Annotated in this window: 13 protein-coding genes; 6 read left to right on the forward strand and 7 right to left on the reverse strand. The window is 45.0% G+C overall.

The features are described from left to right. Positions 1-116 precede the first annotated feature (116 nt). Positions 117-1,544 carry a chromosomal replication initiator protein DnaA gene (gene dnaA, locus GKS34_RS15355; RefSeq protein ID WP_163385866.1) on the forward strand — a complete coding sequence of 476 codons (1,428 nt, stop codon included), beginning with the start codon at positions 117-119 and terminating at the stop codon, positions 1,542-1,544. A gap of 413 nt (positions 1,545-1,957) precedes the next feature. Here the strand turns inward: dnaA and GKS34_RS15360 are convergent, their stop codons facing one another. After that, positions 1,958-4,120 carry a glutamine synthetase III family protein gene (locus GKS34_RS15360; protein WP_205602087.1) on the reverse strand — a complete coding sequence of 721 codons (2,163 nt, stop codon included), beginning with the start codon at positions 4,118-4,120 and terminating at the stop codon, positions 1,958-1,960. A gap of 234 nt (positions 4,121-4,354) precedes the next feature. Here GKS34_RS15360 and mtaB point away from each other — a divergent pair, with 234 nt between their 5' ends. After that, complete coding sequence (gene mtaB / locus GKS34_RS15365; RefSeq protein WP_163385867.1) at positions 4,355-5,674, forward strand: tRNA (N(6)-L-threonylcarbamoyladenosine(37)-C(2))-methylthiotransferase MtaB; 1,320 nt, start codon at positions 4,355-4,357, stop codon at positions 5,672-5,674. Positions 5,675-5,971: 297 nt separating this feature from the next. Here mtaB and GKS34_RS15370 read toward each other — a convergent pair whose 3' ends face one another. The 5 genes from GKS34_RS15370 to GKS34_RS15390 form a co-directional block, all read right to left on the reverse strand. After that, on the reverse strand, positions 5,972-8,692 hold the full coding sequence (locus tag GKS34_RS15370) for a DUF6797 domain-containing protein (RefSeq protein ID WP_163385868.1): 2,721 nt from the start codon (positions 8,690-8,692) through the stop codon (positions 5,972-5,974). 69 nt (positions 8,693-8,761) lie between these two features. Further along, positions 8,762-10,315, reverse strand: a complete 1,554-nt coding sequence (locus GKS34_RS15375) for a sulfatase family protein (protein WP_163385869.1) — start codon at positions 10,313-10,315, stop codon at positions 8,762-8,764. 173 nt (positions 10,316-10,488) lie between these two features. Continuing rightward, on the reverse strand, positions 10,489-12,252 hold the full coding sequence (locus GKS34_RS15380; RefSeq protein WP_240459317.1) for a hypothetical protein: 1,764 nt from the start codon (positions 12,250-12,252) through the stop codon (positions 10,489-10,491). A gap of 83 nt (positions 12,253-12,335) precedes the next feature. Then, entirely contained in the window at positions 12,336-13,814 is a 1,479-nt protein-coding gene (locus tag GKS34_RS15385; protein WP_163385870.1) for a SusD/RagB family nutrient-binding outer membrane lipoprotein, read from the reverse strand. Positions 13,815-13,866: 52 nt separating this feature from the next. Continuing rightward, positions 13,867-17,067 carry a SusC/RagA family TonB-linked outer membrane protein gene (locus GKS34_RS15390; protein ID WP_163385871.1) on the reverse strand — a complete coding sequence of 1,067 codons (3,201 nt, stop codon included), beginning with the start codon at positions 17,065-17,067 and terminating at the stop codon, positions 13,867-13,869. Positions 17,068-17,355: 288 nt separating this feature from the next. On the opposite strand from GKS34_RS15390, the gene GKS34_RS15395 reads away from it, so the two are divergent. Next, the gene (locus GKS34_RS15395; protein ID WP_163385872.1) at positions 17,356-18,249 is read left to right on the forward strand and encodes a DMT family transporter; all 894 of its coding nucleotides are present in this window, start codon (positions 17,356-17,358) and stop codon (positions 18,247-18,249) included. 124 nt (positions 18,250-18,373) lie between these two features. Here the strand turns inward: GKS34_RS15395 and GKS34_RS15400 are convergent, their stop codons facing one another. After that, positions 18,374-19,666, reverse strand: coding sequence for an APC family permease (locus GKS34_RS15400; RefSeq protein ID WP_317167983.1), 1,293 nt, complete (start codon positions 19,664-19,666; stop codon positions 18,374-18,376). 653 nt (positions 19,667-20,319) lie between these two features. On the opposite strand from GKS34_RS15400, the gene GKS34_RS15405 reads away from it, so the two are divergent. From GKS34_RS15405 to GKS34_RS15415, 3 genes are all read left to right on the forward strand, one after another. After that, entirely contained in the window at positions 20,320-21,672 is a 1,353-nt protein-coding gene (locus GKS34_RS15405; RefSeq protein ID WP_163385874.1) for a sodium/glutamate symporter, read from the forward strand. A gap of 232 nt (positions 21,673-21,904) precedes the next feature. Continuing rightward, positions 21,905-22,252 (forward strand): DUF1622 domain-containing protein, encoded by a 348-nt coding sequence (locus tag GKS34_RS15410; protein ID WP_163385875.1) that lies wholly within the window; start codon positions 21,905-21,907, stop codon positions 22,250-22,252. 250 nt (positions 22,253-22,502) lie between these two features. Beyond that, positions 22,503-23,765 (forward strand): alpha/beta hydrolase family protein, encoded by a 1,263-nt coding sequence (locus tag GKS34_RS15415; RefSeq protein WP_163385876.1) that lies wholly within the window; start codon positions 22,503-22,505, stop codon positions 23,763-23,765. Positions 23,766-23,897: the final 132 nt, after the last annotated feature.

A 23,897-nucleotide genomic window follows, 5' to 3' on the forward strand; every position in this document is an offset into this window, starting at 1 on the left:
TAAAGTAAAAAAGTCAAGTAAAAACCCATTTTTTATTTAAGATAATTTTCCACATTTTTGTTTCCCCTTGTAAAGGAGTAAACACAATTTTTCCACTCTCGGTTAAAATAAATTGGATGAATTCAGAGGCGATAGCTATATGGACTGAATGCTTGCGGGTAATTGAAAAACATGTCAATGAACAAAGTTTTTCTACCTGGTTTAAGCCCATACAACCGGCAAGGATTGATGGATCGGTTCTGACCATCCAGGTTCCTAGCCAGTTTTTTTATGAGTGGCTGGAAGACAACTATGTGGATGTGCTCAAGCTGGCCATAAAGACCGTCATCGGAGCCAATGGGCGCCTGGAATATGCCGTGGTAGTGGACAAGGGAAATTCAAACAACCAACCTTACATGGTGAGCTATCCTCAGGGGGTAAGCAATCCTGTAGCAAAAAAGAAAAAGGAGACGTTGGCTGCCGCAGCCCACAGTCCTTTTGATCTGTCCAGCCTGGATGAACAAACCACCCTGCAGTCTAACCTTAGTTCTACCTACACCTTCAATTCCTTTATTGAAGGTGATTGCAACCGCCTGGCACGTTCGGCAGGATTTGCCGTTGCCAATAAACCCGGCATAACTTCTTTCAACCCACTGATGGTCTATGGAGGGGTTGGATTGGGTAAAACACACCTGGTGCAGGCTATTGGCAACGAAATCAAAAACGGCCCTGACGATAAATTCGTACTATACGTTTCTTCGGAAAAGTTTGTGAACCAATTTATGGATGGTATCAAAGATGGCAATATCAAGTCTTTTACCAATTTCTACATGCAGGTAGATGTACTCATTATTGACGACATTCAGTTCCTGGCTGGTAAAGGAAGAACCCAGGAAATGTTTTTCCATATATTTAACCACCTTCACCAAAACAAGCGACAAATCATCATGACCTCCGATTGTGCCCCTAAAGACCTTATGGGATTGGAGGAAAGGCTTCTTTCCCGCTTTAAATGGGGTTTGACCGCCGACTTGCAGATGCCGGATTTTGAAACGAGGATAGCCATTATCCAGAAAAAAATGCAGTCGGAAGGCATTCACATACCGGATAATGTCATCGAGTACCTTGCCTATACCGTCGATACCAATGTCCGGGAATTGGAAGGTGTCCTTATTTCGCTCATCGCGCATGCTTCCCTAAACCGGGTTGAAATCAGTCTGGACCTGGCCAAATCCATCATGAAGAACATTGTGAAGGATATTGAGACGGAGGTCAGCATTGAATACATTCAAAAATCTTGCGCTGAATTTTACGGAATAAAGGTAGAAGAACTAAAGGCCAAGACGCGTAAAAAGGAAATTGTAATTGCCCGACAGGTGGCGATGTATTTCAGCAAGGAATTTACCAACCATTCCCTGAAATCCATAGGATATCACTTCGGAGGAAGGGATCACAGCACGGTGATTCACGCCGTACAATCTGTAAACGACCTTATGGAGACGGATACTTCCTTCCGTAACGCGGTACAGGAGCAAAAAAAACAGCTCAAAATCAGGTCGTATTGATCGGTAGGCTTTTTTAGGAAATCGAGAAGAAAAGAGCGAAATCATTGAGCCGGCAGCAAAAATGCTTCGATACCGCTCAGGCACCGATCAACCTATCCTCACACCATCAAATCATTACCCTTCATTCCCCATATCAGCTGCCTTATTTCTTTTCATCTGTTTATATTTTTTTCCAGCGGTCACATGGAATCTCGCAGGATTTATAATCATCCCTCCGTGGGTCATTTGCGTCATGCTCGATTTCATGTGTTTTAATTGTATTTTAGTGGTCACATGGAATCTCGCAGGATTTATAATCATCCCTCCGTGGGTCATTTACATCATGCTCGATTTCTCATACTTTCTTCCTGCTATAAAACAAAAAAACCCGGAAAATCCGGGTTTTTTATTCGTTAGGAAATACCTAAAATTACTTATTTCAGAAACAGCATTTCCCTGTATTTCACTAATGGCCAATATTCGTCGTCCACCACCAATTCTAGTTTATCTACTGCATACCTGATTTTATCAAAGTAGGCGTCTTTAACGTCCGAACTGTATAGCTTGGCTTTCTCCGTAATATCTTCCACCTTATTGACCCTTTTTCTGGCCTCCGTCATGTTGCTGACATTGGATTTCAGGGCTTCTATATGTTTGGAAATTTCCTCGATGGTATCTATAGCGGCCCGGTGATCAAGACCCAAACCTTTCAAACCATTCGCATTGACTATCAGTTTATTTTGGTACAAAATAGCTGTAGGAATGATGTGATTAAGCGCCAGATCACCCATTACTCGGGATTCGATCTGTACTTTCATGACGTAATTTTCAAGCCTGATTTCGTGACGGGCATGCAGTTCTTTTTCATTCAAGACGTTGTGCCTCTTGTAAAGATCTGTTACTTGCTTGGATAGCAATACATCCAACGATTCGGCAGTACTCTTAAGATTGGAAAGTCCACGCTTTTCAGCTTCTTTTTCCCATTCTTCGGAATAACCATCTCCTTCGAACCTGATTTTTTTACTTTCCTTGATGTATTTTCTCAACACATCCACGATGGCCAACTTCTTTTCCTTGCCGCTGTCGATTTCTTTATCGATATCCTTCTTCAATTCTTTCAACACATCGGCAACAATCACATTCAGCGCGGTCATCGGTCCGGCCGGATTGGCACTGGATCCTACAGCACGGAATTCAAACTTGTTTCCGGTGAAGGCAAAAGGAGAAGTTCGGTTACGGTCGGTATTGTCCAATATGATTTCCGGGATTTTTGAAATTCCCAGCTTCATATACATATTGTCTCCCTTTTCAATCTTAATGTTTCCATTTTTCTCCAATTCATCCAGGATCCCGGTAAGGGTAGATCCAAGGAATATGGAGATAATTGCAGGAGGCGCTTCATTTGCACCCAGACGGAAATCATTTCCGGCAGAGGCAATGCTTGCTCTTAGCAAGTCTGCATTTTTATAAACTGCCTTGATCGTCGCCACCAGGAAGCATAGGAATTGCAAATTTTCCCTGGCAGAGTTGCTTGGCTGAAATAGGTTTACACCAGTATCTGTAATCAGGGACCAGTTGTTGTGTTTTCCACTTCCGTTCAGTCCTGCGAATGGCTTTTCGTGGAACAAGACTTTGAGTCCATGCTTTTCTGCCACTTTTTCCATCACATCCATCAGCAGCAAGTTATGATCCGTCGCTTTGTTGATGTCTTCAAACAAGGGAGCTACTTCGAACTGGCCCGGGGCCACCTCATTGTGTCTGGTAGAAACAGGAATACCCAATTTCAGGGCTTCAATTTCAAAATCCTTCATGTATTCTTTGACACGGGAAGGGATGGATCCGAAGTAGTGGTCATCCAACTGCTGTCCTCTGGCAGGGTTATGCCCAAAAACGGTCCTTCCGGCCATCACCAAATCAGGACGGGTAGCGTACAGTGCACGGTCGATGACAAAATACTCCTGTTCCACACCAAGGGATGGGGTTACTTTCTTTACGTTACGATCGAAATACTGACAGATATCAACCGCCGCATTGTTGATCGATTCGGTAGATCGGATAAGTGGTGTTTTAAAATCAAGTGCTTCGCCCGTGAACGATACAAAAATGGTAGGAATACAAAGCGTTTGATCAAAAATAAAAATGGGCGAACTGGGATCCCATGCGGTGTATCCTCGCGCCTCGAAAGTGGTACGGATTCCTCCACTTGGGAATGAAGAAGCATCCGGTTCCTGCTGCACCAGGGCACTTCCTTTGAATTTTTCCATGCCTGACATGGCATCGAAGAACGTATCGTGTTTCTCGGCAGTGGATCCGGTCAACGGTTGAAACCAGTGCGTGTAATGCGTGGCTCCTTTGCCCAATGCCCAGCTTTTAACAGCTGTTGCGACCTCGTCAGCGGTTGACATGTCGATTTTGGTTCCTTTTTCTATTGCTGTGCTGACTTTCTTAAATACAGGGGAAGCCAGGGTTTCCTGCATTTCTTTCAAGCCAAACACCTGCGATCCAAAATAATCGGAAATTTTTAAAGAGGGAGCAACGGCTGCAACCTTTGGTCTGCCCTGCACCTTCATTAATGCTTTTTGTCTTAGTGTTGCCATTGTTAGAGTTTATGGTTTAAAAACTACTTACAAATGTAGGAAAATAAATGAAATTTTAACAAAAATGGTAAAAATTAGAGGGCATCAACTCAATTTTTACACTATTGGCAAGAAAATACGGCCCATTATCGATTGAATCTGCCAAAAAACCTTCCATTCACGATATTTTTTACAGAAATGGAAAAGCCAAACCTATTCACTAAATTTGCACTTTGGGAAAAAAACACCTTCGGTTTGAAAAAAGTAGCATTTTATACACTCGGCTGTAAATTAAATTATGCCGAAACCTCCACCATCAGCAGGATGTTTGAGCAAAAGGGGTATCTCAAGGTCTCCTTTGCGGACAACCCGGATATTTTTATTATCAATACTTGCTCGGTTACCGAGAATGCTGATAAGAAATGTAAGAAGATCGTTCGGGAGGCCAAAAAGATTTCTCCCAAGGGATTTGTGGCTATTATTGGTTGCTATGCCCAGCTCAAACCCAGGGAGATTTCTGAAATCAAGGGAGTGGATGCTGTATTGGGTGCTGCCGAAAAATTCAGACTACTGGAGTTGCTGGATGATTTTGCCGTGCAGCAGGAGGCTCGCGTTTTTGCTTCCGAGATTCAGGAAGCCCAGGAATTCCATCATGCTTTTAGCATGCACGACCGTACCCGCACCTTTCTGAAGGTCCAGGATGGCTGCAACTATGGATGTGCTTTCTGTACCATTCCCCTGGCCAGAGGCAAAAGTCGAAGTGAAACGATAGCCAATATCCTTCAATCGGCGGAAGAGATCGCTGAAACAGATGTTAAAGAGGTGGTCCTTACAGGAGTGAATATCGGTGATTTCGGTATTCAGGGGGGCAAGCGAAAGGAAAAGTTCATAGACCTGATTCAGGCGCTGGACGGTATCAGCGGCATTGACCGCTTTCGAATCTCCTCCATCGAGCCGAACCTCCTGACAAACGAAGCCATCACCTTTGTGTCCCAATCGGCACGGTTTGTTCCCCATTTTCACATTCCACTGCAATCAGGCAGCAATGCCATGCTGCGCAAAATGGGTCGCCGGTATCTGAGGGAATTGTACCGGGACCGGGTTGAAAAAATAAAAACCCTAATGCCTCACTGCTGCATAGGAGCAGATGTTATCGTCGGATTTCCGGGAGAAACGGAAGCGCATTTTCTGGAAACGTATGCGTTTTTAAATGAGCTACCCGTTTCCTATTTGCACGTCTTTACCTATTCGGAGCGTGCCAATACCCGGGCGGCTGAAATGGATGAGGTGGTGCCCATGAAAATCAGGAACCAGCGTTCCCGTATGCTGCGGATTCTCTCGGAAAAAAAGCGGAGGGCTTTTTATGAAGAAAACCTGGGGAAAACCTTTCAGGTACTATTTGAGGAAGACGTGGAAGCTGGCTACATGCAGGGCTTTACTGAAAATTACATTCGGGTGAGTGCCAAATACGATCCGGTACTGATCAATGAAATCAAAACCGTCACCTTGACAGAAATTAACGAAAAAGGAACGGTAGAGGTGTGGGAACCAGAAAATTTGATTTCAGCCCACTGATGCGCGGATGGGGATCCTGGTAACCTTTTTGGCGGAACTCCTTTTGGGTAAAGATTTATGGTTTAATTTAATTGGTAACACAGGTACGCTAGTCTGCTCTTTTCATAGGTTTATTATTGTCTTTTAGAGGTCATATGGAATCTTTGGCGATTAAAATAATCATTGCCTGTGTGTTTAATGATGATTTTAATCGTGTCGATTTCTGGAAGCGAAACAATGTTTTCGATGATCTTTATGTCCCGATTTTCTTTGAAATCCGCACGCCTATGACCTTTTGAATTTTTGCGGTTTACGTAATTAAATCCCACCCAACTGATGAATGGTGTTCTGAATCAGGCCTTCCACGGTCTCCCCTCCTTCACTTTCCAATTGGTACTTGATTTCCATCACCCAGGTTGGTTCGATTTCGGGTATTTTTAGTTTGATGGATTTTTGGTCTGGTCCCAGTTCGGCCGCAGTAATCGTCAATTCCTTCTCATTGTAATGTTTAGAACCGTATTTTCTGGACCGCAGCAAATCCCAGGTTGCCACGGTATAATTGGCCAGGTTTTGTACGCTACTTTCATCCAGTTTTTCCGTAAAGGTCAGTAACATCCCATCCTTATGTGCCTGGATTCCTACCGGAAGGTTCACGGGTTCGCCGGTCATCCGTATCCGGTATAATCCTCCCAATTGGGGTTGAGTAGATCCCCAGGCGGAAAGGCCGCAAAGGTACAAATGACCATCTTCCGGGTTGAACCGACCGCGCATCACACCTGTGGCAAAACGGGGTAGGGGCAGTTCCACAATACCTCCCTGAACCTGCCCGTCAATTTTTTCAAAAGGCACCAGGTATACCTTACCATATCCGTAGGAAAAATTCAGTAGTTTCCCGTTTAAAGGACCCCATTTTTCACTGTCCACCCAAAGCAGTTCGGAAGGAGAGCGGTCCCGCTCTCTTTCCACCCAGACCAGGGGCTGCTCCATGCCGGAATCGGTGCTATCTGCCGGTGGGTTAAAGCCAAACATGTTGCCATAAAAACCTCCCTCTTCGACCCAATTAATGCGGTTCATGGGATTCCAGTGTCCTTCCTGGTCCGTCACAATAAATGTCCCATCCGGATTGATGCATACGCCATTGGCCGCCCGAAAGCCGGTGGCAATAATGTCCGTACGTTTTCCATCAGGACTGACCTTTAATAAGGTACCATGCTGGGGAACCAGCGCTTCCCGCGCATGCCGGGCACTTTTGGCATAATAGAGGTTCCCCTCCGCATCGGCCTGTAAGCCCATGGCAAATTCATGGAAATGATCGGTTACCTGATGGTCGTTATTGAAACTTTCGTAAAAATCCGCTTCCCGGTCCCCGTTAAAATCATGTAAGCGGACGATCTGATCCCGGCAGGTGACAAAAATCTCCTCGTCGATTACCTTTATTCCGAGGGGCTGAAATAATCCGGAAGCGATCCGCTGCCAGGTCAGGCTTTGTTCATTTTCGGTAAATCCCTCTACCAGCCATACATCTCCGTCCGTGGCACAAACCACGGCTTTGTTTGGGTCTTTGAAAAAGTCCAATCCACTCAAGCGCAATTGGTTCTTCCAGGGACTGTTAAAGGGAGGATTCAGGATATCTACCTGAAATGCTCCCTCCTGCTGTCCTGGTAAAATACTTGTTTCCAGCCTTTGAGGATAACGAGCAGGACCTCCTTTGGTAAAAGCTGCCAGGGATTCAGCAGGAGCAGAAGATCTTGCATGGGCATCCAAACCCGTAACTCCGGGAGCCGCCATAAATAACTTGACCTTACCTGGCTCGTTGGGAGTCACATTTATTACCAGGAAGTCGTCTTCTACTTCCAACAAGGCCCCGTCGCCTGTCAGAGCCACGGTTGTTCCAACCGGAGCTACCCGCATTTTAAGCAGGTCATCCGAAGCCGTGGTATTCAACGTGCGGGTGAAAACCGGTTGATCTCCCAGAATCTCCAATCCAAACGTTTCCAGAATTTCAGTTTTACCCACCGTATATGAGATGATAAGACGGTCTTCAAACGGATAAAGGCCTTTAAAATGTGCCCAATCCCGGGGAAGGGGCCCAAACCTTCTTCCGTCCCTGGCCATAAGCCGGGGATCTTCATAAGTACCAGTCTCAGGATGTGCCCAGCCTGGACCTGTCTCGTTTTCAAAGTGAAGATCACCGACGGTCCTTGGCGAAATGTTGTGTTTTTCATTAAATAAAATGGCTTCCCAGTCGATGAATCCTTCTCCTGTCCATGCGCCGGCTACCCGCATCAGATCGTGGTCGAACATCATCCATGCATTCCCGGCAGCCACTCCGCCGGCGCCGGGATCCAGCCTCACCGCAATGCCTTTGTAGGCAAAATTCGCATCACCAAAATCTTCATCGGGAAGGGGTTGAACCGGCCCGGTGGACCTTTCCCTGGGAGGAGCGTCCGCATCTACCAGCTCATAGGTGTTGATCAAAAAATTACCGTAATCCATCTCCGCCCAAGGTTTGTATTCCCTGGGAGCCGGCCCCTCGCTGGTACCAGCCGGCAAACCCGCCAGATAATCGTCATTGATGTCAAAATACTGCGTGGGATTTTCCTTCGAGACAAATGTCTCGCGGATGTAATGAATGACATCATACTTTTCCACCGGAGTCAGGTTTACCTGAGGCGGCATGGCTCCATGGCCACGTGTCAGGGTTTGGTAGATCGCATAGGGATCGTTGCCTACCTTAAAAGTATCCGCCCAAAATTTAAAGGCCGTGGGTAGGGAACCCTCCTGTTCCGGATCTCCGTGGCAGGTAATGCAGGTATTGGTATAGATATGCTCCCCTGTCCGCATGGATTCCCCATGCCTGTCTCCCAGAGCCTCCAGCAGTCCCTTATGGTCAATGTTTTCTTCATATTCGGGCAAGTCGGATTCCTGAAGGATAAATCCAGCGGATTCCTTCAGGGATTGCTTTTCAGATTTGCTTTGGCAGGCAAAGGCAATGAAAAGGATTAAGATCGTTTGCCAGGCATCAAATTTCAACTTCATATTATTTGCAAGAATTCAATTTTGAAAATATAATTCAAATACATGTAATAAAAAACAAATGCGATTAGTTTAATCGGATAGCCTCCCCCACCAGGGACCTTCGTCCCGGATATCCAGCCAAAGCTGCTGCATTTTGGGAATTAATTTCAGGAAGGTTGCGTATTCCTGCCGGGAAATGTCTGTGGTTTGCCCCAGATCTTTTTTGATATTGTACAGTTCAAAAGAATCTGGTATGGCTGTTTTTAGCCAATCCACGGCAGGAAAGGTGCCTTCCGTAGGGTTTCCGGTAAAATTTTCCCGCTTGGGTCCCAATCGACCTACCAGCACATAGTCCTGATACCGCATGGCCATTTGAGCCATTCCAGGCATGTGGGAGGCGTTTAACAGAAAAAACCAGATGGGTAAGACTTCTCGTTGGTATTCTTTGCCCAGAAAGGCATTGAACGCATCCGTACCATCGATGACCCTATCCACCGGGACGGTAGCTCCGGCCAGTTTGCAAAGGGTGGGTAGAAAATCCGTTCCGTTAAAGAGCTGGTCGCTGGTACTGCCGGCAGGAATATATCCCGGCCAGCGTATCAATCCCGGTACCCGGTGACCACCTTCGTAGGGATACCGCTTCATTCCCCGTAGCTTGCCGGGAGTACCGAAACATTTATCCCGAATGGGGTCTTCCCATTCCCCATGCGATTCTTCCAGGGTAACCGGATATTCCGGACCGTTGTCACTGGTGAAAATAACCAGGGTAGTATCCCTTAATCCCTGATCGTCGATAAATTGCATGAAGGTGCCAAAGGAATCGTCTAACTGCGATACGGTACCGTAATATTCCTTTGCATGCTGGGATATATTCTTTTCTGGCCGGCTTACCCCACCGTAGGAAACCTCTTGGACCGTCTCCATGACTTCCTCTGTGTCGTATAGTTGAGCAAAATTCGTTGGAGGATCTATGGGGGTATGCGGCTCATTAGTGGAAATAATCAGAAAAAACGGTTTTTCCATATCTCGTTTTTCGGCAATCCAATCTGCTGCCTCACGGGTAACAATGTCCACGTACCAGCCTTCCATCGGTCCTTCGGGTACTCCGTTCCTAAGAAATTTATCTGGGTTTTTGGGTCCGGTACCAAAGGCATTGACCGAAGTGGCCAGGGAGTAGTCGAAACCCATTTCGTTTACCGAGACTTCATTCGGGGACTCCAACTTAGATAGGTGCCATTTTCCAAAAAAGGCCGTTTCATAACCCTCTTCCTGAAGCAATTGGGGAAGTGTGATTTCCTTTTTATCCAAAGTGGTTCCAAAGAAACCAGCGATATTGTAAAAACCGCTTCTGTACCCGTTTCTTCCGGTAAGAATAGCCGCTCTGGAGGGAGAACAAACCGCCGCCGCGGAATGCATATCGGTCATGCGAACCCCTTCGCTGGCAAAGCGGTCGAGGTGTGGCGTTTTAATTATGGGGTGCCCGTAGCAGCCAAGATCACCGTACCCCAAATCATCCGTTAGAAAAATAATGATATTGGGTCGAGGCGGGTCCTTGGTAGTAGCTAAGGAATTCAGGGGAGAAAAACACCAAAGAAAAATAAATCCGAGTATCCATTTATCTGTAAAACATAAAATTTGGCTCATCTTCGAAGTAGTTCGTAGGGCAGCGTTCTGATTCTTACCCGAATTCTTATTTAAATAAAACCCAAAAGCTACCTGCGTCTTTTGGGTTTGTGTTGGTGATTGTAGTAACTGATAAGACGGGTGATTAAGCAACTTATCAGTAAACAGGTAGTACTCTTAATACTGGACTTTTTCTATAAATCAGCTAATGGAAGCTTCATTGGATTTTCAGCGGCAAGCATCTTTTTTTCCTGCCGGACCACAAAGGGAACGTAACCTACTTCCATCCCCGAGGGAGGTGTCAGGATCAGGGCTGGGTCAACGACCACCAGTTCCCCTGTTGTGGGAGGAGCCATGTAGGTTTTGTCAATGGTCCAGCTTTGATGGATCTTTTCTACCAATTGCTGCAAGGCCTCTTTTTCGGCCTGACTCCAGTCAAATTGCTGGAAGGAGGGTTGATCTATAAACCGGTACCATTTGTAGGTAACAGTAGAGCCATCCTTTAAGTCGATGGTATAGGCCTTGGATGCGGGACCCGGACGAGTCCAGGCTCCTGATTCCGGAGTAGAATAGGGTAGGCTTTTATCAATTATGAAATTTCCGGGAACGATCTCGTTTCCATCCCTCCAATTGACATACTCTTTCTCCGTCCCTGCCAGGGCAAAGGTGCTGGATTTTAATTCTGCGGGAACGTCTTCTTCTGAAACCGGGATGCGCTCCTCTCCTACCTGTTTGAAATATTGTGGAAATAGGCCCTCAGACCCATATGGGTTTTCCTGCCATTGCAAACCAAACGCATTGGATTCGTTGACGATGGTTTCCACCACGCTTTCCAGTCCTCCCAACCGGGTACCTCCGGCATTTAACTGGGCTCCCTGATCCAGGGAAATTTTTCGGGGACTGATGGACGGCTTCCAGGAATAGGCTTCGCTAAATGCTCCGGAAACGGCCTCTCCACCATTCTTCCATGCTTTTACTGGGTTAAATAAGGCATCTTTGGAATAATAGGTCACGTCCTGAACCAGAAGAGAGCGGCCATTTTCATCTACCGGAAATTGCAACTGCGGGATTTTGATGAACAATTCTCCCTGCTCCGTTTTCATTTCAAACGAAGGCACGGTATTGATTTCCATGGCGCCTCCCCCACCCATGGTACCTTCGCGGGCATCAAGCCCCATACCCTCAATGGCAGGGTACTCTTTTGAAAGCCGGCTCCACATTTCCGGTATGTAGTAGGCTACGGGTCCCTTAAAATTAGCTGCATTGAGAAATAAGGTCCAGCTTTGATCCCCCGTGGGGGGTGGGCCCTCCCGTTTTTCGGTCAAGGGAAGCATCATGTGAGTATAGCCCAGAAATTTGCCCTCCAGATCTTCCACAAAGGTAATCCCATCTGGGGGTACCACTATCCGGTTACTCAACTGAGCGATTCCCAGTTCATCCTCAGGCAAAGCTTCGGCCCGGTAAAAGAAAGGCCAACCCGGAGAGGCTATTTCTGAATTGTAGCAATTGGGCACCCCGTTCATACTGAATTTGGGTGGACCGTAATGGTAGCGGTTTCCCCGCCAATAACCCAATCCACCTTCCTGGGTTTGAAACACGCTGGCCCAGGTCGGGCCCCGTGGCTCCCAGGTTCGGGCAATGGTTCCTTCCGGGCAACAGGGCATGTCTTTGTTGTCCGGATTATCCGGAATGATCCAATTTCCTGGTAGCCCAATCTGAAAACCGGCAAGAGGTTTTTCCACCAAGGGCCAAACCGCAGTATAAAACCCAATGCCCGCGCCATACCCCTCGGGGCGCTTCGGAGAACTGTAACCGATATAGCCGTGGAGTCCGTTTGCCTGTTGGGAAATTTCGTACTCGGATGGAGAGGATTTATCTATGGTTCCTGGGTTGGACACATGGATAACCAGGCCACTGATGCCCACCAACAATCCACTTACTAAAATTCGTATATACATATTTTCTTTTGGGTTAAGCTGCTATCATCGCGGCTTTGTTTGCATCTATATTATTTCCTGGATCGGTCATTTACCTGCCCCTTTTACTCAACCCCGGTCCGGGTATCCCACCAAACTTGAATTCCATAGAAAATATCTTCCTCTACTATATCAGACGGAAAGCTTTGATTGTGAGCGATTTCATTGGCAGGATAGGCCATTCGTAGAGGTGGCCGGTTGTGATTCGCAGCGTAATCGTTGGAAACATCATCCAGCAGGGGTACATCGGTTCTGCGCACCTCTGCCCAGGCCTCTACACTTTGCTTGAACAATGCAATCCAATTCTGCAGCCGGATTTTTTCCAGGTTGGTAGTGGAACCCGAATCCCAGGCTACTCCGGGGTTTTGAAGGTACTGGTTGATCATTTCCTGAGAAATACCGTTTTCTTCCAGGGAAACAGTAATCCCCGTTTCATAGGCTTCCTGGCTATTGCCTCCGGAAACCAGGTTTCGTTCGAACGCTTCGGCCTTGATAAACCATACCTGAGCGGCATTCATAAAGGGAGAAAAACCCATGTCATCGTACCCAAACCGGTCTCCGATATGGGACACGTTGGCTTGGGTATTCATGGGGTCGCTGGTCTGTCCGATTCCCATTTTGTAACCGTTAAAAACCCCATTTTCATTCTCATCCGCATAGACAGGAAGGCGAGGATCGTCCAGGTCTTTCAGGGTTTGGATCAATTCGTTATTAGTACGGTATTGGTCCGTTTTATTGGTAGGCACTCCTAATCGTTGCCGCCAGGGTTCGATATTGGAGCTTACCCCTGGCCAGTACAAATAGGCATTGTCTTCATGATCCTCAAACACGGGATAGGTTGCCGGGTTTTCAATTATCTGATTCAACACCGCGGCGGCTTCCTGAGGCGCTACGGAGGACATGCGCATAGCCACCCTCAGTCGAATGGAATTGGCAAACTTTTTCCAGCTTTGTATATCGCCATGATAAATGAAATCCCCCACTCCCAGTGCTCCTCCATCTGGGTCGAGCATGGTATTGGCTTCTTCCAATTCTGCCAGAATCTTTTCGTACACTTCTGCCTGGGAATCAAATTTGGGGCTTAAAATCCCCTCTTCGTCCAACAAAAAAGCCTCGGTATAAGGAATATCTCCCCACATATCCGTTACCTGATGTGCCGTATAGGCTTTCATGATCTGGGCAACGGCCTCCAGATTTTGGTTACCCTCTTCTCTGGCAATTTCAGCGGCATCCACAAAATAGGCCATGCCCCGATACAAGTTGTCCCATTGGCTGTTATTGATATCTACCCGAAATTCGTAATCTCCTGCTCCTATGGCTGCCAGCTGCCCGGACCAGGTACCGGCGTAATAGATACCTATACGCTCTCCAAATAACTGACCGGCCACTACCGTCATTCCGGCTCCCAGCACATTGCTGGCCGGCACTTCAGATGGCTGGTTTGGGTTCGTATTCATTTCGTTCCAATCTTCCGTACAGGAGGCAAAAAGCACTGCGGAAGCTGCCAGTAGCCCGAAGAATTTGTATGTGATTTTATGTTTCATTTTTTGTATGTTTTAGCGAAGTAACCTATTTCCTTTCCAGCAGGAATAACCATTAAAGGGCAATCCGCAGATTAAATCCATAGGATCGGTTAGTCGGAGGCATGAAGTTTTCAAACCCGGTACCTGCTTCCCCTCCGCCCATTTGAGAGGCTGATTCGGGATCAAGTCCCAACTCCTTTGCCTTCGCGCTGCGGTGCAGGATGGCGAGATTCCGACCAAATACAGAGAAGCGGACATTTTGCAATTTCCAGATGTTGAATCGGTATCCGAATGTTAATTCCCGAAGTTTTACGTAAGAACCATCGATAATGGAATATTCGTGGTTGTTCCATACCCAGGACCCATTGTAATAATCCTGCGCGGAGATGCGAATATCGTTTGGAGAGCCATCACCCTGAACGCCTTCTACCACAATACCTTCGGCTCTCACATCATTTTGCACGCTGTTTTCAAAGGCACCGGTGGGATAGGAATGCCAGTAAGTGGTACTAAAAAAGTCCCCTCCCATACGGAAATCAAGCAAGCCGCCAAAGCTGAAATTACGGTATTGGAAACTATTTTGAATGCCTCCGATCCAGTCTGGAGTGACGTTCCCCAATATAACCTGCTGATTGGTAGTCATGGGCGTACCGTTGGGATTGATCATAATATTGCCTTCGTCATCCCTCACATAAGGTAACCCGCTTAGGTCACCCCAAGGCTGCCCGGGAGTACCTACCAGGCGTACGCCGCCAAAACCCGAACTGATGGTGATGTTTTCCAACCCTTCATACAAAGATACCACCGTACTGGTGTTTTTTGCCCAGTTAACCGTAGCATCCCAGGAAAAATCTCCTCTCCGCATCAAGCTGCCTCTTAAGATCAGTTCAATTCCATTGTTTTCGATCTCCGCTGCATTGATAAGCTGCGAAGCATAACCGGTAGACCGCGCCGTCGGCACTTGCAAAATCATATTCTCGGTCACCTGCCGGTAATAGGTCGCATCTAGTGATAGGCGGTCCGAGAAAAACCTGAGGTCGGCACCCACTTCAAAGGAAGTGGTCATCTCGGGCAAAAGATTGGTCGGTGGCTTTACAGCCGTGGGAGTAAATAGGGAAATGTTATTAAAAGTGGTCGTGCCATAGGTTCCCATGAGTTGGTAAGGGTCCGTATCCGAACCCACCTGCGCCAAACTGGCCCGCACCTGAGCATGGCTGAAAATAGTTGAATTCATATCCAGGGCATCCGAAAGTGTAAGGGCCATGTTTACCGAAGGGTAGAAATACGATCGGTTTTCCTCAGGCAGGGTGGAACTCCAATCGTTTCTGCCCGTAGCACCCAGAAACAGGTACCCTTTATATCCCAGGGTTGCCGAAGAATACAAACTGTATGTTTCGCGCTGGCTTTCAGACATCCCGGTTCCGGGGGTTCCTCTGACATTGGAAATATTGAACAGGTCGGGAACCGCGAGATCCGGGGCACTCAAAGACAAGAAATCAGAAGTATTTTGTCTGAAATTTCCTCCAACCAAAGCCACCAGGGAAAAATCGTTCATGAACTGCTTATTGATATTCAATCGGATATCGCTGTTAAACTCCTGCCGGCTCAGATTGGTAAGCGAAAACTGCCCACCCCGGTTATTGTTAATATTGGCCCGGGTGCGGGAAAGGGTAATGGATTCTCTTTCCTCATTATAGTAATCCAAACCGGTGACCATATTGGCAGATAGCCAGTCGGTAAGCTCGTAATCCAAGTTGATATTACCAAAAAATCGCTTCCTGTCCATGCTGTTGGTATTCTCCAACTCGTAGTAGAAATTATTGGCATTCATATTATAGCCGCTTCCCATTTCGTTTCCATGTTCCTCATATACTTTCCTTACCTCGTCCAGGGGAATGTTCCGGAAAGCACCCCAGGCCAGCTTGGTCATGGAACCATAAGAAACCACCGGAATATTATCGCTGTAACGATTGACATAATTAAAGTCCGTACTCACTTTCAATTTATCGGTTGGCAATAGGGTCAGACTCGCATTGAAGGTATTGACGGTCTGGTCCGTATTGAAAAAGGTACCGTTCATTTGCCTGTTGGAAAAGGCGACCCGACCGTAAGCTTCCTTGCCCCGGGCCGTCACGGCCACCTGATTGATAAAGTTCTTTCCGGTCTGGAAGTAGTGATCCTGTATGTTATTGGGAATCGATTCCCAGGGACTGTTCGGTCCCTTTACCCATTGGTCCAATAGCAAACCCGCATCATATCGTGGCCCCCAGGAAGTGGCGTTTTCGTTGACACCTCCCCCGATGCCGTTAACATAATTGTAACTGTTTTGCTTGGCATATTCGTTGTAGCTCAGATTGGATCCGGGATTATTTTCCAGGTATTGTTGCCAGTCGTATTCTCCTCCCCGCTGTCCGGGACCGTATTCATTCTGAAAATCCATAAAAAAGCTGGGCACGTCAAAAACCATGGAAGAATTGAGCTCCACTCCTAATCCAGGTTTTGCCTGCCGGCCTTTTTTGGTTTCGATTAATATGACTCCATGCGTAGCCCGGTTGCCATACAAGGCAGCTGCATTGGCCCCTTTCAGGACTGTCAGGGAGGCAATGTTTTCCGGGTCAATATCCGCGGCAGTATTGCCATAATCCAGTCCGCCGGCTCCTCCCAGGTTACTGCTGGAATTATCGATGGGGATTCCGTCTACCACAAACAAGGGCTGGTTTCCTGAAAAGGAAGCATTTCCCCGGATTACAATTCGGGAAGAGGCGCCTACCTGAGAACCGCTATTGGTTACCTGCACACCGGCGATTTTCCCGCTCAGAGAATTGACCAGGTTAAAGTCATTGGCAGTGGTCAGATCTTCCGGCTTCAGGGCCTGCACGGTATAGCCCAGTTCTTTTCGCTCGCGCTGTACGCCAAAGGCCGTTACGACGACTTCTCCCAGATCCTGTGAATCTTCCTGCATCACCACATCCAGGCTGCTGCGGCCATTGACCTCCAGGGTCTGAGACTCAAAACCGATAAAGGAAAAGGCAAGCCTTTGGGAGCCTTCGGGAACGGTGAGGACATACTGTCCTTCAATATCCGTCACGGTGCCTATGGTGGTGCCCACCACTAATATACTCACTCCAGGCAGGGGCTCATTAAACTCGTTACGAACCGTACCGCTAACCCGGGTCTGCGCGTATGCCTCAGAGGACACCAGCCCCAGAAGCAGCATTGCCCCCATATACAGTAACGTTCTGTGAATTAGGGGGTGTAGGGTAATATTTTTCATATGCGTTGGTTAGATGTGAATGGATAGGCTAATTTAGAATACTGTTTGGCGAAACCTATGCTACATCTTAGCCAAAAAATATGGTATCTTATCACAAATGGAGATTGTTGCTAGAAAAGCAAACTCCTTTAAACATCAAAAATATTCCCACACCGAAAATGGTGGCATTAATAGCCTTTCTCGTTTTTTCCGGATACGATAATCAATAACATAGTGGAGGGAAATTGAAATAAAGTTTTTTTCTTTGGTTTAGATTGGTATTTAGAAGAAAAAATAGGATCGGCTTTGATGAAAAGAACCACACTTATTATCGCTGCGGGATTTGTTCTCTTATGGAATTCCGGATTTATAGGAGCCGTATATGGGCTTCCGTACACCGGACCTTTCACATTGGTTTTTTGGCGATACCTGGCGTTAACTTTGGTTATCGTTTTGTACTTGCTGCTAAGACAGCGTTTTCGATGGGTCGGCTGGAAAGTGGCATCTCCCCATATGCTGATTGGTATTTTGGCTCACGGCCTGTGGCTTACTTGCGTATTGCTGGCACTGGATAACCAGGTTCCGGCGGGTATTGTGGCTTTAATAGTGGCATTACAGCCGCTGGCAACGGGTGCACTTTCCGGTTTGGTTGTGGCCGGCGAACAAGCAAATTCCTACCAATGGTTGGGATTGGTTTTGGGTTTTTTTGGCGTTGTTCTTACTGTAGCCTTTCGAATTGATTTTGGGAGCTATACATCCGTTTTTGGATATCTTATTCCTCTGGGATCCGTTATAGGTATGACTGCAGCCAGTCTGATACAGCGACGGATGGAAGTAAAAAAAGAAAGTAAAAAATTACCAGTTGACCTGGCCTTGTTTTATCAAAGCCTGGCAACAACTTTAACCTTGGCTTTACCCGCTATTTTCATTGAAAAATTATCCACCCGATGGGAACCAGAGTTTATCTATGCCCTGATTTGGCTAATTTTTGCTGTTTCCTTGGGTGCGTATGTCCTGATGTGGCTGTTAATCGAACGAATTGAAGCTACCCGAGTGGCCAGTTTGTTTTACCTGGGCCCCCCTGTAACCATGCTTATGGCCTGGCTTGCTTTTGGAGACATGGTCCAACCAATGGATATTGCCGGTCTTGCTATCGTTTTTGTTGGTGTATTCTTATCTCAAGTTAACACGAAGAATCCGTGATCAAATGACCTGTATTCTGGGTTAAATAAGTTCAGGTGATTGGCCTAAGAGTAAAAAGCCTCCGACTGGGTGATCAACTGCTGGCGGCAGCTTGTTCCTCTCTGTGAACTGCCTCATGTGTTGCTCACCTTAATTCTTTCTTCTGCTGAAAAAACCACTCATATATAAAACAGAGCAGGATTAAGCCAAGAAAAACAGATATAGAGAGGCTGCCTTTTTGCCATTGGTAATAAAATAGAGCACCAAAAGCAAAGGTAGTACCTGAAATTCCCAGCATTACCAGCCAAATTTTACTTTTAGTTTGATGTCGCAGTTTAAAATTGGCAATATTCACAGCAGTATAAATCATCAAAAACACCAAGCTCCCTACCTCTGCAATCGATTCTAAATTTAAGGTATTAGTGATCAGCAGTACAATTCCTCCTGTTATCAAAAGTGCTATACCGGACTGGTGTCCAAAAAGATCTTTCGTAAAGAAATAGGGTAACTGGTTGGCTTTAGACGTCTCCTGGACCATGTTTACTGGACCATAGATTGTGGCATTTATGGCCGATGCAGTCGAAAATAAAGCCGCAATAGCCATTATCTCAAACCCTAAACTCCCCAACAAAGGCCTGGCGGCTTCTGCCAGCACGTACTCTTTAGCGTTTTCTATTTCAGGTAGAGAAAGGTTGCCCACCACAACCACTGTGGCGAAAATATAAATAAGCATGACAATGCCAACACTTAAAAACAACGCTATTGGGAGATTTTTAGATGGTTTTCTTAAATCTTCAGCTGTATTTGCCACAAGGCCGAAACCCTCGTAGGACATGAAAATTACTCCACTGGCGAACACGACATCTGAAAAACGAAATGATGTTGCTGCCATCAGCTCTTCGGTCTGAACTGTAGTTAAGCCAACTGCACAAAACAACAGTAGAACCCCGGTTTTGACCAATACGGTAACTAATTCCGATTTACCTACCAATGAGGCACCAATAAAATTTATAAAAACAAACAAAATCACAATGGAACTACTCAAAATGGGTAACAGGAATGAACTATCCTCCATTCCTAAAAGCGCAGTCCCGTATTCGCCAAAGGCTTTGGCATAGAGAGAGGTTACAATCAGGTAACCCAACCACATCGCGATATTCAAACCTCCTGCAAATGTACCTTTACCATAGGCCTTGTTTAAATATTCAACGGGCCCGCCTTTACTGGGAAATTTTACCGCAAGTCTGGACACCGAATAGCTGGTTAAGGCAGCAATTATTCCGGCTACTATAAATGAGAGATAGGCAAATTTTCCTGCAATTTGAACGGCAATGCCCATGAGGGCAAAAATCCCTGCTCCGATCATTGCACCTACTCCGATCGAGGTGGCTGTCCATAGGCCCATCGCTTTTTTATCATCCTTTTGCCTGTGTTGCATTTCTAAAAAAGGTTTACTATTAAATCGGTAAAGTCTGCGCTTGTTTCTAAAAGGTTTTTAGCTTACTATGCGTTTCGTTTTGATAATTGGAAACTTTCTTTCTAACGCGAAAGCGGTCCACACGTTTTAGTATTATTGAGCACTTATTTCATTTTATAACTGTATCAGGTTTTTATGTCGGGACCATTAGATTATGGAAAACCCTCACGGCTTTTTTCTATTCTGTCAGAATATGCCTGAAGACCTAAGCTCGCGCCAACTTAACCTTATTGCCAGATTTTTACAAACCTGTCCAATGCCTGATCAACAAAGACCTTAATAATAATAAATATTAAAGCCGTACAAAACACAAAAAAAACCACTTTTGAAAAAATAAAAATCTGGATAAATATAGAAAACCAAAATTTGCATAAAGTTGGTTTTATCTCAGTCTGGTCGAAGCATTGCCGTTTACAGAGAAACTTTTCCTACCTTAGAGCATATTAAGGTACTTTCTATTGTTTACTCAAAATCGTTTTGATCCATTAGGTTGAAAGAAAGCTCAGCATTTGCGTTGAAATAAACCAATTGAAACGTGTTAAATAATTGAATCAGCAAAGAGCTTTAATTAAAGCAATTATTTTGTTAAGTATGACATACAAATAAGTGTTTTTATGCATGAATCCATACCAATTTATTTTAAAGCTTTATTTCTCGCAACGGTTTTTGCACTATTAGCAGAATTCATTTTAGGTTTTGTTCCTATTCTAAAAAAATATCACATTCCAAGGGCGTTTCTGGGAGGATTAATCGCACTTATCACTGGTCCTCAGGTTTTTGGGCAAACTCTCGATTTAAATTTTATATCTCAGGACATACAAGACTCATGGAATGAGTTGGCATTGTTTTTTGTCAATATAGTCTTTGCATGCATTTTTTTGGGAAGAAAAATTCCCAATTTTAAAACTTCAATGAAGTTGGCAATCCCACAAGCTTCATTGGGACAGACGCTCGCTTGGGGGCAGTATTTAATAGGAGGTTTACTCACATTATTTGTATTGATTCCCTTTTTTGACCTGGACCCAAGTGTTGCTAGTTTTATTGAGATAAGTTTTCAGGGAGGAGTGGGAGTTGCCGTAGGCATGGATGAGACATTTAAGTCTATTGGTCTAACTGACGCAAAGTCTATAACAGTAGCTCTTGCGCCGTTGGCTATGTTAACCGGAATCTTAAGCGGTATTTTTTTAATTAATTTTAAAAATCAAGATAAAATAATTCGCCTTGAACAGCAGGAAAGTAATAAAGAAGTAATAAAAATTAGCAGGTTTCAAAACACTTTCATTATACAACTGGCTATCATCGGAATCGCCATATTATTGGGTCAGTTGTTATTGGACTCCCTTTACTATATCGAAAGTACGGTATTATTAAAGTTTTTATATAATACCGAATTTGTAAAGTACATTCCATTTTTTCCGTTGGCCTTACTTGGAGGGGCCATTCTACAATTATTAATTAATAGATTTATTTCCATTGAAATAGTTAATAGAAGAACTGTAAAGCAAATTCAAACCTTTTCTCTGGATGCTGTCATCATTATGGCCATTGGGACCATAAACTTAACGGTTATAAAGGATAACATTATTTTAGTCTTTGTTTTGCTGGTTGCCGGTTTTTTATGGAATATATCTTGCTTTCTATTAACATATAGAGTTCTTATTCCGAACTACGCGTTCGAAAGGGGCGTCGCTGATTATGGGCAGTCGATGGGGACCACATCTATTGGCTTAATGTTTCAATCTATTGTTGACAAAAACAATAAAAGTAACGGTAAAGAAGCATTTGCATTAAAACAGCTTTTATTTGAACCTTTTGTCGGAGGTGGTTTAATTACAGGGCTTTCTCCACTTATTATCCACAAGATGGGGCTTATTTATTTTACGGGTATCTCTTTTGCTCTTACGCTTACTTTTTTTCTTACAGGCTATTTTTACAATAAAAAAAATAAGTCACAACAAGTAGATTGATATAAAGAAAATTTTTAAAACAAGTCAGCTAAAAGGAGAAAGCAACAACCGCTTCAAATTGTGGGGAAGAACGCTAAAAACATTTAGATAGTAATACGGACCCCAACTCCGCCAAGGCAACCAATACTCAGTTTTCCCACGCATTCCAGGGTTTTTACATCATCTCGGACTTTTCACCCATTGGAACGGTCAACATTTTGGCTTATATTTATACTAAAAGCAAAGCAAATCAATGCAAGAAGCTAGGATATACATCGAATATTCCGCACGAGCGTTGGAGATATTGGGCATCGCAACGATTATTGTCGGAACTATTCTGGCGATGGTGAAATTCATCTTCGGTACACAACTAGTAAAACCGCGCTCGTATAAGATTTTGCGTCAGGAACTTGGAAAAGCAATTTTGTTAGGTCTGGAAATATTGGTTGCTGGAGACATTATTGCAACCGTTGTTACTGATCCAACACTCGAAGGTGTAACTATTTTAGCAATTATAGTTTTAATCAGAACATTCCTGAGTTTATCAATCCAACTTGAAATAGAAGGTAAGTTTCCCTGGCAAAAAGATAGTCCCAAATAGCAATTATCCCACTGTCGATCAAGCCGTAAGCCTAAACTCAAAGCATTCGCAGCCTTTAGAATTGAAACACAAATCTGGCCACATTTAGCAAACTTTTTCAATGATGGTTTGGCTTTTTTTTTATAGCTTATCCGCCAAATCAAATGATCGGACTAGCCGCCAAAATCGATTGATTCATTTGATTCTCTGAATCAGAAAGTTTCGGCCATCAAAATTGATAAAACCACCACCACCCATCTAAGACAAAAAAATGAAGCCTATTTTACTATTTTTATTTATTGCATCGGCATTAGTTGGTTGCAGTAAAAATGAAGCATCTTCCAATGAGTTACGTCACCATTTAGAGGCATGGTTAGCTAAACCATTATCCGAGCGGGAGCCATTAGAAGACCTGGAATTCGCAAAAGAACCATTAACAAAGGAAGATGCTGAGGTTTTCACCGCCATGCTCTTTCAGGACAAACAAAACCAATTAATAACCAATTTTGAGGAACAATGGAAATCCCGTGAAATAAGGTACAAGGGCTTAAAAATGCCCTTCTATTTCCAAAAATTTGGCAATACGCCTTCTGATGGCAGCAGTTTATTTATATCCCTACACGGCGGTGGAAACACACGTCCAGAGGTAAACGATCAACAATATGAAAATCAAAAGCACTTGTACGATCAAACCATGGACACGCTTGAGGGCATCTACCTGGCACCTAGAGCCCCCACCAATACCTGGAATTTATGGCATGAAAATCATGTAGATGATTTATTTAATATCCTCATCCAACTGTCGGTAGCGCTGGAAAACGTGAATCCCAATAAAGTGTATCTATTGGGCTATTCGGCTGGCGGCGATGGGGTATATCAACTGGCACCACGTATGGCAGATCGATGGGCAGCCGCGGCAATGATGGCGGGACACCCGAATGAAACCTCTCCTTTAGGGCTGAAGAACACCCCTTTCGCACTTCATGTCGGCGGATTAGATGCAGCCTATGACAGAAATCAAATAGCAACCGAATGGAAAACCGTGCTGGATAGCCTGGAGAACAATGCGCCTGGAACCTACATTCATGAGGTTACTATTCATGAAGGATTGGGCCATTGGATGAACCTGGAAGATGCCATCGCATTATCCTGGATGGCAACGTTCAAACGCGATCCCATTCCGGAAGAAGTTGTCTGGAAACAGGATGACCGGCATCATGCAAATTTTTATTGGTTAGGAGTTCCTGAGGATTTAATCGAAACAGGAGGGCTAATTCGTGTCGAATACAACACCTCACGGAATGAGATAAACATTGTTAACAATTACAGTAGTACGCTTAAAATATACCTGAACGATGAAATGGTAGATTTGGATGAACCCATTTCCGTCAAATACAAGGGCAAAACCCTTGCTAAAATGAGAGTCAAACGATCGATTTCAATAATTTACAATAGCCTTTCTACTAAAGGAGATCCTGAATTGTCATTCCCTGCCGTACTAACAGTAATTGATAACGAAGCCATCAGGGAATGAAAAAGATGCATCAAAACGGTCGTCCTATCGGAGGTAGCTGTTGGCACTAAAATCGTAAAGGATCAAAATAAAACCATTATTTTCCGGTGAAACCTTGATCAAATGGTGCTTTTGGCCTATTTTTAATTTCAT

This window comes from Cyclobacterium jeungdonense (genome assembly GCF_010994275.1).
Lineage (GTDB): Bacteria > Bacteroidota > Bacteroidia > Cytophagales > Cyclobacteriaceae > Cyclobacterium > Cyclobacterium jeungdonense.